Source organism: Salinigranum marinum (genome assembly GCF_024228675.1).
Lineage (GTDB): Archaea > Halobacteriota > Halobacteria > Halobacteriales > Haloferacaceae > Salinigranum > Salinigranum marinum.
This window is the reverse complement of the sequence record NZ_CP100461.1, coordinates 98,512-112,283: the sequence shown is the minus strand read 5'-3', so window position 1 is coordinate 112,283 and position 13,772 is coordinate 98,512. Positions and strand designations below refer to the sequence as shown.

The 13,772-nt window shown below is 56.2% G+C and carries 10 protein-coding genes; 5 read left to right on the top strand and 5 right to left on the bottom strand.

Annotated features, from left to right (window positions below; genetic code table 11):
- Window positions 1-245: 245 nt before the first annotated feature.
- Window positions 246-1,175: a glycosyltransferase family 2 protein gene (locus NKJ07_RS00495; protein WP_318568658.1), complete on the bottom strand. Its 930-nt coding sequence runs from the start codon at window positions 1,173-1,175 to the stop codon at window positions 246-248.
- Window positions 1,176-2,191: 1,016 nt separating this feature from the next.
- Here NKJ07_RS00495 and NKJ07_RS00490 point away from each other — a divergent pair.
- The 4 genes from NKJ07_RS00490 to NKJ07_RS00475 all read left to right on the top strand — a co-directional run bounded on the left by NKJ07_RS00490 (window position 2,192) and on the right by NKJ07_RS00475 (window position 7,397).
- Entirely contained in the window at window positions 2,192-3,691 is a 1,500-nt protein-coding gene (locus NKJ07_RS00490; RefSeq protein ID WP_318568657.1) for a lipopolysaccharide biosynthesis protein, read from the top strand.
- 466 nt (window positions 3,692-4,157) lie between these two features.
- Window positions 4,158-4,496 (top strand): hypothetical protein, encoded by a 339-nt coding sequence (locus NKJ07_RS00485; RefSeq protein WP_318568656.1) that lies wholly within the window; start codon window positions 4,158-4,160, stop codon window positions 4,494-4,496.
- Between the two features lies 1 nt (window position 4,497).
- Window positions 4,498-5,772, top strand: coding sequence for a glycosyltransferase family 4 protein (locus tag NKJ07_RS00480; RefSeq protein WP_318568655.1), 1,275 nt, complete (start codon window positions 4,498-4,500; stop codon window positions 5,770-5,772).
- Window positions 5,773-6,155: 383 nt separating this feature from the next.
- Window positions 6,156-7,397 carry a polysaccharide pyruvyl transferase family protein gene (locus NKJ07_RS00475; RefSeq protein WP_318568654.1) on the top strand — a complete coding sequence of 414 codons (1,242 nt, stop codon included), beginning with the start codon at window positions 6,156-6,158 and terminating at the stop codon, window positions 7,395-7,397.
- A 69-nt stretch (window positions 7,398-7,466) separates the two neighbouring features.
- On the opposite strand, the gene NKJ07_RS00470 is transcribed toward NKJ07_RS00475, so the two are convergent.
- The 4 genes from NKJ07_RS00470 to NKJ07_RS00455 all read right to left on the bottom strand — a co-directional run bounded on the left by NKJ07_RS00470 (window position 7,467) and on the right by NKJ07_RS00455 (window position 11,400).
- On the bottom strand, window positions 7,467-8,375 hold the full coding sequence (locus NKJ07_RS00470; RefSeq protein WP_318568653.1) for an alkaline phosphatase family protein: 909 nt from the start codon (window positions 8,373-8,375) through the stop codon (window positions 7,467-7,469).
- Window positions 8,376-8,660: 285 nt separating this feature from the next.
- On the bottom strand, window positions 8,661-9,653 hold the full coding sequence (locus NKJ07_RS00465; protein WP_318566693.1) for a transposase: 993 nt from the start codon (window positions 9,651-9,653) through the stop codon (window positions 8,661-8,663).
- 246 nt (window positions 9,654-9,899) lie between these two features.
- On the bottom strand, window positions 9,900-10,835 hold the full coding sequence (locus NKJ07_RS00460; RefSeq protein ID WP_318568652.1) for a glycosyltransferase family 2 protein: 936 nt from the start codon (window positions 10,833-10,835) through the stop codon (window positions 9,900-9,902).
- A gap of 220 nt (window positions 10,836-11,055) precedes the next feature.
- Entirely contained in the window at window positions 11,056-11,400 is a 345-nt protein-coding gene (locus tag NKJ07_RS00455; protein ID WP_318568651.1) for a DUF8044 family membrane protein, read from the bottom strand.
- A gap of 432 nt (window positions 11,401-11,832) precedes the next feature.
- Between NKJ07_RS00455 and NKJ07_RS00450 the strand changes: the two genes are divergently transcribed.
- Entirely contained in the window at window positions 11,833-13,620 is a 1,788-nt protein-coding gene (locus NKJ07_RS00450; RefSeq protein WP_318568650.1) for a hypothetical protein, read from the top strand.
- The last annotated feature ends 152 nt before the right edge of the window (window positions 13,621-13,772 follow it).

The window sequence follows — 13,772 nt, the reverse complement described above, 5'->3', positions numbered from 1 at the left end:
GATCATACTACAAATTATAAATAAAATAACCTTATCACACGCTGTTTTTAATTATCAAATATATAAATAAGAACTACCAGCCGGCGTCTGAGACCGACGAGTTCGTCATCTTCCGGCGAATTGCTGAGCAGTAGATACACGGGAGAGCCCATATTGAAACTCGAGGGTTCAGCCGGCTTGCCCGATTGGTTTTGTGCACACAGGTCGATCACGACGAGCAGAACAAGCCGAAGTGGGCAGATGGGTCACTCGCTCGGCTGATTGTCGAACCCGAACGCGGCTCGTAAGAGTATCACGCTCAGAAACAGGCACAGCGTGGCGACGAGTACCAGAACCGCTCGCGTCAGCAAACTGGTCGACAGGATCGCGAGAGCGAGTCCACCGCCGACGATGAGACAGAGAGTAGCGAAAGTGGCGAGCAGTAGACCCGGTCGCTCACCGTACAGCCTCGAGAGGATATTTATCAGTAGTACCAGCCCCTGAACGACGGGGTGGTGCGTGTTCGCGTCCTCAACGTCGTAACTTATATTTATCGGAATCTCGATGATATCGTGGTTGTCCCTGGCAGTTTTGAACAGGATGTCGATACTGGCGTCCATTCCCTCACTGAGCGTATCGGTCTGGCTGATTGTTTCGATCGCCGCGGCGTCGTAGACGCGAAAGCCACTCTGCGTGTCAGTGATATGTGGGGTGGCGAACGCGAGTCGGAGCCCGAGGTTGGTGAGCGTGTTGACTACGCTGAGTCCGACCCGTCGGTAGAGGGGAGCGTCGGTACCGCCGTCCTGGGCAAACCGGCTGCCGATGACGACTCCCGCCCCCGTTGTGCGCTGGGCGTCGACGAGCTTTTGAATGTCGCTCGGGTCGTGCTGACCGTCCGCGTCGATGATGGCGAGTTTGTCGACCTCCCGTCTGTCGGCCTCGACGAAGATCGTCCGGAGTGCGGAGCCGTAGCCGCGGTTCCGATCGTGCCTGACGACCGTCGCCCCAGCTTCCTCGGCCCTTTCAGCCGTCTGGTCAGCGCTGCCATCGTCAACGACGAGTACGTCATCGACGTACGTCAGAGCCTCTGTGACGATGTCCGCGATGGTCGTCTCCTCGTTGTACGCAGGGATACCAACGACGACCGAGCCGCGAGCCTCTGTTGTCCGTGGAGGGGGATTAATCGCTTCTGTCATATTGTTCGGGAGAGTTGGGATGCCAATGCGGGAATCTGACCGACGGAGGGTAGATCCGTAGTGTAACCATACTCACCCACGGAATGAATTTATTAATAACTGACTGATTCGTTCGACGGACGTTTCCTTGGCCACGTGTCGTACTGGACCTGCCACTCGGTATGCCGTCCGCTGCTGCCCCGTGCCGTCCGAGCGGAATCGATTCGCCTCGGTATGAAAGCAAAAAGGCATGAGTCACCGTTCGACGAGCGAACGAGCCCAAACAGCTGCGTCACAGCGGACCGCTGTGGTGTTTGGAGAAGTGGAAGTGGTGTTTGTTAGCAAACAATTCGATCTCTGAAGCCGATCATCAATCGAGATGAACAGTCAATTCGAGAGCTTAGAAACCACCTGTTTGTCGAGTCGTGCGAGCATCGGTGGCCACACACTGCTACGTGGATTTAATGACGGAGAGACAGAATTAATATTCTTTAAATGTTGGACGGGTGCTGACTCGTCAGCAGAGTCTAATTATGTGGGGCCGACCGGAAAGTTCGACTCACGTGATTGCTGCTTAGTATAGTTTGGAAATTGATGAGCGCCCAATGATCGTACGTGTGTCGCGAGCTCAACCCCATGTTCGGAGTGGAGTAGACACAGCGGAACTGAGATTTGAGCTCCACCGTCGAGGACGTGACTGGATAATTCGTCCGTACGAGTACGGTCCGTAAGGAATTTACTGCCTGTCCTGAGAACAGAGACCAATGCGTAGCGTCTGAACGGTTGAGGCCACCAGCATGGACCAACAACAGGACGGTGATCAACGAAACTACCTCAGGTCGATCGTCTGGAAACGGTGTACCGTCGGTCCGTCCTACTTACGAATTCGGTCGACTAACGCAGAGCAACAACGTTCTGAGTTAATATCCATTATATTCAAGCGCGGGGGTGTGTCAATGTCGATTGGTTTTTGTTCGGCCGAGGATAGCGATACTGACGAAGCGTGTTGACACACCAGCTCTGATCCTCTACCTCGTATGAAATCCCTGAGAGAATATCTGAAACGGTTGACCCCGACAGGAAGCACGGGTTCGCAGATAACGAAAAGTCTCGTGTGGTTCGGGAGCCAGAACGCGGTCGGCCGCGTTATTCAGCTCTCCATGCTGGTCATTCTCGCGAGGCTGATCGGACCGACAGAACTCGGTCTCGCCGGGATCGTCCTGCTTGCGCTCAGCGCGCTCCGCCGATTCACCAACATCGGATTGAACGAGGCATTGATCTATCAACAAGACGAGAACGTCGATGACTATCTCGACACCGTCTGGGTGTTAGAGATCGCTCGGGGTGTCCTGCTTGGAGGCATTATATACTTGAGTGCTCCACTCGTCGCCTCCTTCTTCGGGGAGCCGCGGGCCCGAGGGTTACTCCAAGTCGTGGCTATTGTCCCGGTAATCATCAGTCTCAACAATCCCGGAATCGTCTACTTCGACAAGAACCTCGACTTTCACAACCAGTTCGCGTACCAGATCGGGTCAAGCATCGTCCGGTTCGTCGTCTCGGTCGGCTACGCGTTCATCGATCCGACGGCGTGGGCTTTCGTCGTCGGGTTCCTCGCTGAGAACGTCACTCGGTTGGTGCTCTCGTTCGTCATCGACGACTACCGGCCCTGGCTCCGGTTCGACCTGGATGCCGCGAAGGAACTCATCGACTACGGGAAGTGGATGACTGGGTCGTCAATCCTGATCTTCCTAAACACCGAAGGTGACGACGCGTTCGTGGGGTGGCTCATCGGCCCGGCCGCGCTCGGACTCTACCAGTACGGCTACCGGCTCTCCAACGCGCCGGCGACGGAGATCACCCAGGTGATCTCGCGTGTGATGTTTCCGGCGTTCTCGAAGCTACAGAACGACATTGAACGGTTGCGCAACGTGTATTTGAAGACGCTTCGGATGACCGTCTTGGTGAGCATGCCCGCGGCTTTCGGGATTGCCGCGGTCACACCCACGTTCGTCAGTGCGTTCTTGGGTCCGGAGTGGACGGGCATGATCATCCCGATGCAGATCCTGGCCGGCTACGGACTGCTACGGTCGATTGGGAAGACGTTCGGTCCGGTCTGGAAGGCGACTGGTCGACCGGATATTATCACGAAGTTCAGCGTGCTTCGGTTCGTCCTCATCGCCGCGTTGATTTATCCGCTAACGTCCAGATACGGCATCACGGGGACTGCGCTCACTGTCACTGTGATATACGTCTTCCCGATGATGCCGCTCGATATCTACGTCATGAAGCGGACGATCAACGCCACGTACGGCGAGATACTCTACGAGTTCTTCTACCCGCTCGTTGCCAGCGTCGCCATGTTCGCCGGCGTCTGGTTCGTCCACCTCACCGTCGACATCGCGCCACTGTTCAAATTCGCGCTCCTCACCGTCACCGGGGCCGTCCTGTATGCGGCGAGTGTACTCGTCCTTGAATCCCAGTCCGACTGGGATATCAGACAGAACATCAATACACTAGTGGCGAATATTAAGAGCTGATCGCCGAGACGTTGGTACCCCGAACTTCCCGAACAGCCGGCCGAGCGATGGGATATAACGTGTCTCCTATTTTTGTTGTCTGTTGCAGTTACTCCAGTTGGCCCTCGTTCGTGGTCTACATCACGTGCGTACGGATGAAACCCAGAGTGGGCCCTAACAGCCGTCGACGGCGGTGTCAGCCGGCAAATTAACTTATCATCGTACGAACCGAGGTACGGATGAGCACAGCTCGTGTTCACGAGTCCGATCCGGCAGACTTCCTACGATCGGGATGCCAGCGAACCGAGGCCATGAGGCCAACCGATGCGTCCTGGTTGAGTCGATAGCCGAGCGAACCGAGCGTGACGACGCCGGCTCGGACGACCGAACCCGCCCCACACCCGGTCTCCGGACGTCCGACACCGGCAGCACCAGCCTGTGCCCGACCGCGTGCGAAAGTGTAGTGAGGAACACAAAACTGCTCCGCGTGGACAGCAAATCGCCGCTCGACGGCAGGACGGTCGCGGTCACTGGTGGGTCGTACACACAAGAGATCGACAACGCACAGAGCGGTCCCAGCCTCGGACTCGCACGCTGGTTGTGGCGGGAGGGGTCGGGGTTGACAGCAGAGCCGATTCGCCGGGGAGTGGTAGACTGGCCATCCGGTTCGGGGAGGGAAACGGATTTGCCGGTGGTGCTCAGTGATTACAGTACGTTTGTGATGATTGACTCCGACGCGTCAATAACGTTGACGCAGGTCGACACGGGTAGAGCTCTTGACGGAGAACAGAGAGAACAGACCGGGTTCTGTTTCATTCTTACTTGACATGTCCGGTGACACACGCCGGGTCGTCTTCGTCTCACAACGGTACCCACCAGAACAGGGCGGCAATGCATCTCGGATCCGTGATACAGCGATCAATCTCACCGAAGAGGGGTGGGACGTGACCGTGCTCTCCCCGGTGAAGTCCTACCCGTTCGGCGAGTTCGAGCGGTCACGAGCGTGGCACACGAGGGAGTCAGACGGCGAGATTACGATCCATCGGTTCTGGACGTGGCAGCCACAGACGGCCGATCCAGCCTTTCTTCAACGCCTCGCGTATTTCGCACTGTTCGCCCTCCACGCCCTGTGGTGGCTTCTCCGGAACATCCGTCAGTATGACGTCGTTATCACCTCTAGTCCGCCGATCACGACAGAGCTTCCGGGAATCGTCGTTTCGATGTTCGGAAAGCCCTGGATCACCGACATCAGAGACCTCTGGATCGATGCCGCGGTCTCGCTAGGACATATCGAGGCGGGCGGACTCCCCGAACGTGTGGCTCGGCGGTTCCAGGGGTTCGCATTGCGAACCGCCGACCGGATCACCGTCACGACTGACGCGACGACCAACACCCTTGAGGAGACCTACGGTTCCGGACTTTCCTCCAAGACGGTGTTGATCCCGAACGGCGTCGACACCGATCAGTTCCACCCGGGCGGCGGTGACACCGATACCGACCGCCCGGTCGTCGTCTACACAGGAAACATCGGGAGCGCGCAGGACCTGCACGCCTGTGTACGAGCGATGGCACACCTCTCGAATCAAGACGCGGTACTGCGACTCGTTGGGAGTGGCGACGTGGAAGGGGAGCTAAAACGCCTCGCGGACGACCTCTCCCTGAACAGTCGGGTCAAGTTCACAGGCCTCGTACCACGTGAGACAGTACCCACGATCCTCAGCGAAGCGACTGTAGGGATCGCACCGCTGAAAGACACCGACGCCCTGAAGTACGCCATGCCGACGAAGGTGTACGAGTACATGGCCTGTGGCCTCCCAACGCTCGTGACTGGAGGGGATCACATCGAGTGGTTCGTTAGGGAGTCCGGTGGGGGTGTACACGTTGAGAACGACCCTGAAAGAATCGCCGAGGCGCTCGACGAACTGCTGGGTGATCAGGCGTACCGAGACGAGCTCGCCGCCCGAGGTCACGACTACGTCGTCGAGCACTACACGCGAGACGAGATTGCACGTCGACTGAGCGATGAATTGGTAGAGGTCGTCGGGGCGAACGATGCCACTAGTACGGGATTGTCCCGTCAGCACACCGAGACCGCCCGCTGAGCGGGGTCAGGGACAGCGTGACGTGTTCGGACGAGATCAAACGACGGTCTGTTCCGGTCGACGCTCCGTTGAAACGCCTGCTTCCAGAGGCTTGAAGCAGCGGTTCACACATATAGAGCCTCGTTCAGACCAGCGAAAGTCGGCAGACGGCGGAGAGGACGCCTCTGGACGGAGTTGTGACTCTCAGTCACGAGGGTTACCTCAGGGCCCCTTGAGGACATTTAGGCCGAACGACGCGGTCGACGGACATCACGTGCCACCCAAATGACCGAAAATGACAATCCTATATTAATTCACCGGGTCGTCAAAAGCTGTGTGGGAGCAATAAAATAAATCCGACCGATTGCGAAGAGTTTCAAACGCTACGACAGTTGGGTTAGTCGATGGACACCATATCGTTGGCGTACGCGTACGGGTGGCGGAACTCGGGCGACCTGGCAATCAATCAAGGATCGATCGCGTATCTCAACTCGTTGGCACCGGCTGTGATCCCACGAACCGTGTCGATACATCCACAGCAGTCGACCGAGTTCCGCGAGACGGAAACGAAGGTCGCGTATGACGATCTCCGATTCGAGTTCATTGGGGGGCCGATGCGGTACAACCCGAAGGCACAGTCGTGCCTCGAGAAGGTGATCAGCCTCGCCGGTGACGGGTTCCGGTACGCCACGGACCGAATTGGGGGATCTATTCACCGAAGTCTCGGCACGCAAATGGCACACGAGATTCGGGATTCGGACTTCTTTTTCTACAACGGTGGGAACTTGATCCACCACAACAGAAGTCTCTCGTATCTGCTCGGGGTGCTCTATCCGCTCCAGATCGCCAAACAGTACGATGTCCCGTATGGTCTGCTTCCACACACGATATTCGACATCGAGGGTCGGTACCAGCCGCTGATACAGTCCGTACTCAACGGGAGCGAGTTCATCTGGACGCGGGATAGTCGGAGTTACGAGTACCTCACGTCAGAGTTCTCGCTCTCTGCTCCAGTCCGCAACGGCATCGATACGGCCTTCTTTTTGAGCGATGTCGACGAGCGGGCAGTCAATGTATCCTCCTCGTCCTCCGGGGAGGGGAAGATCGCTGTCGTTCCCCGGTTCTCCAGTCTTGGGGACACTGGAGACCTGACCGACGACGGGGTCGAAGCGACATTAAAACAGTCGATGCAGCGGTTGACTGAGAACGGGTATGACGTGAATCTGACCGTGCAGACGAAGGTCGAACAACAGTGGGCCCGCGAGAATCAACAGTTCCTCGACCACAACGGGATCAGCGTGTTCAGATCGTTCAGTCCGAAGCAACTGCGAGCGCATTACTCCGACGTCGACCTTCTGATCACGATGCGGCTTCACGCAGGAATCTTTGCGCTTTCAGTGGGTACGCCCGCGATTGGACTGTACCGCGAACAGTGGGGTCCGAAGACACCCGGGACGTGGAAGACACTTGAGATCGACGAGTACGCGCTCCCGTGTGAGCAGATGACCGTCGGCGGAATCCTCCAGTTGTCAGAGGATGTCCTTGATGATCGAGTGACGATCAGTAATCGGATACTTCGGAACATCGATGAGAAGCGAGAGTATATGCTAGAAGAGACGCGAGCACTGATGGACGAAGTGGCGTAACAATAGGTGGACTACTCGGATCGCAGGGAGCGCATCGGCCGACGGATCCGACAATAAGTGTGCTTGATACTACATGTATCCGAGATCTTTGAGGTTCTGTTCGATCTCCGCCTGGACGATCTTGACCCCCTGATCGAGGGGTGGGTCTTCCACGATTTGCCGACGGGGTCCCTCAGACACGACGTGCCAAGGGACATTCACTAGCTCGTCGACGTATATCCCAGGCGGGTGGCCGTACCATCGAGTAGGAACGGGAGAGAGCCGCTCACCGAGCAGTTCCCCGTGATCTGCGGAGATGACTGTCTTGCCTTCGAGTGAACCTACCAGTCGCTGCACGTGTCGTAACACGTACTGGAGGTTGTCGCGGTACGCAGCACGTACGGTCGCCCTGTCGGCCGAACTCTCCAGAACGGTGTTTCGCAGACCACCCCGTATCAGTTTGAGTTCTTCCACATCGGTCTCGACAAACGGATGATGAGGTTGCATGTAATGGATCAACAGCCGCTTGTTCGGGAATTCCTCTTTCTTCGACAGGGCTGCTTCGGTGACTGCCTCCGCGCTCGGAACGAAGCCATCTGCGATATCACGTTCGACGTCGTAGTACGAGTGGAACTCACACCCCAGTTCGTCCCTCAGCTGCAAGTACCACTGGTTGCCGGAGACGACGACGGTGTCGTGGAGGATCCGATCGGTGAAGTTCCCACGTACGAACTGCCGACTGGTACTTCCTCTGGACTCCCGGACTGAAACCGGCCCGTCAAATGGCGTCTGCCTCGCATACATATCGTATCGGCACGCATCGAGCAGAAGGAGGTTGTCCCAGTCCTCGTCAATGACATCGATTCCGTTCCTGTTGTAGTCACCACCTTGCGTGTACTCGTAGTAAGTCCGGTTCAGTCCAAGGCCGATCAACTGCGGATCGGTGAGCGCCTCGGAGAGGTACTTCGGCTTCCGACGGATGCTGTCTAGTACTTTCATTGAGTAACAGTTGGAGGCATCTGCATACGTCGGGGATAGAACCACCGCCGTTGGGTTGTCGTCGAGTGGCAGTGACCACTGCCCACTCGGGCATTACACCGTCTCTTCGGTCCAGCAGAAAGGAGAGACCAGTAAATTTCGCTCATGAGTACTTATCAGGCGTAGGTACCCTTTAGTCTAATAATAATCGGATCAAGACCTGATTAAGATCCGATAGACGTATACTAGTCCGTGTGATCTCGGTCTTACTGTTTAGCTAATGCTGAGGGTGTCATAGAAGAGTTCTCACACCGTGATCACGGTACTTCCCGGATTGTCTCCACGTTCGTAGTTGGTGATTGCGACGACGAGGCGAAGGCACAGGGCGAGAAATACCTGCGCCCGTGCGTGGACGCGGCCTCGGGCGTGCGTTCGCCCGAGGCCGCAGTCCTTCACTGATTCGTTGGTTCGTTCGACTCCACTACGGCGGTTGTACGTCTCATCCAACGTGGACTGCTTCAACTGAACGTCCTCGCCGTGTTCGGTGATGCGGTCTTCGACCCTGTACTCAATGTCTTTCGGGTCATCAGCGTTCCGGGCGTTGTATGGAGCGACTGGCACGACCCCTGCGGTCAGCAGGTGGTCGTGCCAGTCGAGCGTGTCGTAGGCGCTGTCACCGACCATCCAGATCGGTGTGGCGACGGCGAGCGCGTCACGCGTGACGCGCATCGCCGTCTCTTCTGGCGCTTGCTTACTCTCGGTGAACTCCGCTCCGATCGGGATCTTTTGCCCGGTCGAGACGATCGTACAGCCGTAGCCGTAGTAGTACTCGTCGTCGGTTGGATCGTAGCACTTTGAGGCGTCTGGATCGGCGGGCATCGCCCTCACGTCTGTTGAATCGATACAGTAGGTCAAGTCGAGCAGGCCGCGCCGGGCGGCCTGCTCGACGAGGTGGTCGAACACCTTGTCAACGACGTGTTCAAGATCGGTGAGAAAGCGATCGACCGCGTCTCTCGACGGCGGTCGATCGAATCCACAGCTCAGCCAGACGACCGTGTTCCGAAGCTCTCGTTCAACGGGACGAATGCCGTAGATGTCCTTGTAGTAGCAGTGGAGAAAGCCACGCATCAGTTCTGGTGGTTCGTGGTCTCGTGTTCGCCCCGTCTTCGCCGGGGCGAACACGTCGAACTCTTCGAGAAACTCGAAAGAGAGGTGCTCGAACAGCGCTAGCGTCTCTGTCTCCACGGCATTGAAGAACGAGTCTACCGAAGGATCATCTTGCAGGGTCGCTGAACTCATCCACCTCAGCGTTCACCCTGCTCTTTGGTGTGCTAATCGTTCTATGACACCCTCAATGCTAGCTACGCCTGGTGTGGTCGCTGACACGCGACCCCTCACGCCGTACCCACGAACGGGTCGCTGAGTGTCGGGATCGGTCCGTTCTCTGCCCGACCAACAAGAGAGCACCCCGATTTGAGACGGAAGCCAACGTCTCCACTCATAGGCCACAGACTGAATCCACTGAACAGCGACATCATCAGACGGCTACACTGAACCCTTTATTACTTGTACAGCTTGGTACGTGATCTCCCCACCAAGTGTCGCAAACAGGTATGGGTAGCTGCTGCGACGGAACGGATACGCGGCGACGCTCAAAAAGAACCAATACCTCGCCTCCCCGTATTGGTCGCAGTACAGTGCCGTTTTGCCGATTGACAGGCGTAACGAACTTATGAAGAGCTGTTCGTATCGTCGCCCACGCTTGGCTGCGGTCTGACGGTGCTTGCTGAGAAAGAGCGGGTATGCGACGTCGGCTTGCTTTCGCAGTCCGCTACTGATCTGGTCATCGTGTCCTTTTTTCCTGATCGTTAGTGGTTCGGGGACCACCTCAAAGTTGCAGTGAGTGGCGAGTCGGAAGAACCACTCTCGGTCCTGCCAGATCGGAAACCGTTCGTCGGTCATCCCCACTGCCTCAATTGCGGAGGTATCGACCATGACCGAGGAGAATTGACCGAGGCTCTCTCCTCTGATAAGGTCTTCAAGCACGTCACCGCGTGAAGAGGGTGTCTGAATCGTGGTTTCTCCCGCTCTCTCTACTTTCAGCCAAGTGTACACGACGCCGACACCAGAGTCGGCCTCGGCGAACGTCTCGACTTGGCGACTGATCTTCTCTTCCATCCATCGATCGTCGTCATCCAGAAACGCGATGTAGTCGCCACTAGCCGATTTGATTCCGGTGTTCCGAGCGACGTTTGCTCCTTTATTCTCCTCGTGGCGGATGAACTCAATCGACGCGACCTGATCGGGGGGGAGGTCACCGAGTTGGTCAGCAACCGGTTCGGGGGACGCGTCGTCAACGATGAGGAGTTCAATGTTCTGGTATGACTGGTTGAGAACACTGTGGACGGCCTCTGACAACAACTGGGCGCGTCCATAGGTCGGGATCACTACACTCACCAACGGTGTCTCGTGGTCGCTCATGAGACTACAGGAGAAGTGGTCCTTTGAGTCGGTCCACGGCGGATATCGAGCGTTGCATCTTCTCACCGAACCGAGTGCGTGATGCTATTAAAATGTATAGACAGAACGCACCCCTGAGGATAGACGCGTACCGGCCCGTTCCATCTCCCCGCGAACCCATGATCCGGCTGTAAGCTAAAATCCACAGGTCCGAGTTCAACCGGGCGTACTAATGCCGTATTCACGGAATAACCGTCGTGACGCGTTGGAACAAGAGGTACGCAAACACCACCCATCCACCGACCTTGACCCACCGGAGTCGAACCCACCAAACGGACTCGCCGTCAACTGGTGCAAACACCTCGCTGCTGATCAAAAGCCATACGAAGGCGAGAACGAAGTACGTTTCAACCGAAAAGCTGTTTAGCATGGTTAAAGCCACGGGGGAAAGAGAGAGAGAAAGCCCACGAGCACGACCAGGAACGCACGAAATCGTCGTCCCATCATCGATGTCGGCATGAGTGGGAAACGCTTCACCCAGTTTTCGATCATTATTCTTGGCTTCCGGTACGAACTGCGGACTCATTAATTGAGGTGTTAGTCGAATCGTACAGCCACTCGACACATAATTATCATGCGGAAGAACGACGCGCAGGTGCGCACAGAAACCAACGGATGACTCAATGACATTTTGGACGCGTCGAGGTGGGGTCATTCCGGTCAGTTTAATCGACGGGATACTCCGGTACTCGATCAACCCATCCGGATGCGGCGTCGCCACATCCTCGTTGTACGGCCATCCAGCGAGGCGATAAGTCGCAGAAGAGTAATTAACAAAACTTATTTTGATACTCCCTTAGATGTGAGGTATACCGCTATCAAAAGCTTCCAGTGATCGAGAACCCGGGACAGAGCCGTCATCATCTGTCCAAGCGGAGTTCCAAGGGAGAACAATCGACAGTGGCGCGTCACCGGTGAGAGCATACCTAGCATACTATCAGTAAAAATGTTGGACGGCATGTACACCAAGACATCGCGAACCCTCGCACTGTGCGCGTTCACACTGTTGCTTGTGGGAATCGGCATCGCGACCACGATGCCGGCCGCCGGACAGTACGAGATCTCTCTCTACAGCGCGTACCCTGCCGTCTTCTGGGTCGCCATTATTGGAGCCCAGTTTGCCGGGTGCCTTGCGATTCTTGGCAGCGTCCGAACGTCGGGTGATCGTGCGTGGATGTTCGGCCTCTCCGCGGTGCTGCTGTCGAATCTCCTGCTTCTGTTGCTGCCGTATCTGCGCGGATACGAGATGTATGGGCGAACCGATTCAATGACCCATGTCGGATTTATTCTAGATATCGTTAACACTGGCGTCGTCGAAGATAATATCTACCCCCCGACACATCTCCTGAGTATGGTCGTGGCGGACGCGACCAGCGCGGAAGTAACGACCATTGTTCTGTTACTCCCAGTCGTTTTTTGGAGTGTATATTTCGTATCGATGTCGTATCTTCTTATCTCTCTGTTCGACGAACGGAGTCAGATCCTCTTCGGGCTCCCGTTTGTTATCCTTCCCGTGCATGCTAGCCTCGGGCTCCGGCCGTTCGACGTCGGTGTCGCACTCGTGCCGTTGACACTCTACCTGTTCATTAAAAGTCAGCGTCATGCCACCCCACCAGTCCGCGCGGTTTTTGTCGTCACCTTGGCGGCATTTATTCTATATCATCCGTTGACGGCCCTGTTCGCGATCGGAATTATGGCGGTGTACCTGCTTGGTCGATACGCACCCCAAATCACGGATCGGTACGCTACCCCGACGAACTTTTTTTCTTTGGCCGCCGCAGTGATGATCGCGTGGTACTCGAACTTCGTTGGCGTGATACTGCGATTCAACAGGGTATATAATAGAGTGTTTGGGGTTTCGGATGGGAGCGCGCCAATCGGGGCGTACACCGAAACGATCAACGAGACATCGCCAGCGTTGGTAGACATACTCGCCGTGATCACGTTCCAGTACGGGATCGAACTCGTCCTGTTCGGGTTGGGGTTCGTATTCGTCGGTGTCGCATTATGGCTCTCATACCGTAGGGAGTACGCACTCGACACCTACACGCTCATGTTCATCGGGACGCTCGCGGTGTTCAGCTTTGGTGGGCTCGCGTTTCTCTTGATAGATCTCGAGGTTACCCACGATCGACCATTCAAAATCGCCAAGATCGGCGGCGCTATCCTCACAGGTCAACTGTTCTATCTCGTATGGCGTCACACTGATTGGAGCATTTCCCGTCCCGCCGGTACCGGGTATGGTCTATCACTGATCGTAGTGTTGCTTCTAGTCGTTTCGCTTGCCACGTTTAGTCTGTTTCCGGCACCGCAATCGTCGACAAAAAACCAGCAGGTGACCGAGATGGAGGTAGAAGGGACCGAGTGGCTAACCGTATACGGGGACAGTTCACAGGAACTCATGCAGTTCGACATACTGTACTTCCGTTTCTACGACGCCCAATACGGGCGGAATACGACAAAACCGTTCAACGGCGTATCGCCACCACCACGTTTCAATTATACCGAGTCAGAGTATCTTGGCGATAACTTTCAAAACGAACGATACTTGACGATAACTCGATTGGGACGGGAGTTCTATCCAACAGTACACCCTGATTACAGGGCAAATTGGCGGTACACTCCAGAAAACTTCGAGCGACTGGAGAAAGACACGACAGTCGACCGAGTGTATGACAGTGGCGACTACGACCAATATCTCGTGAGGACGGGCGAAAACACCACGGTGGCGTCAGGTGGTGTGTAAGGGGGCCTCGTCGAGTACGGGACAGAGATATCCGACACTGTCGGCATTTGCTGATCGTGGTCTGCTACTAGTAGGTGAGACAACGACAGTCGAGTGTTCTATCCACAGGTAGATCATCAACCTCGACTGGCCGAGTCTCGCCTGTGCACTCA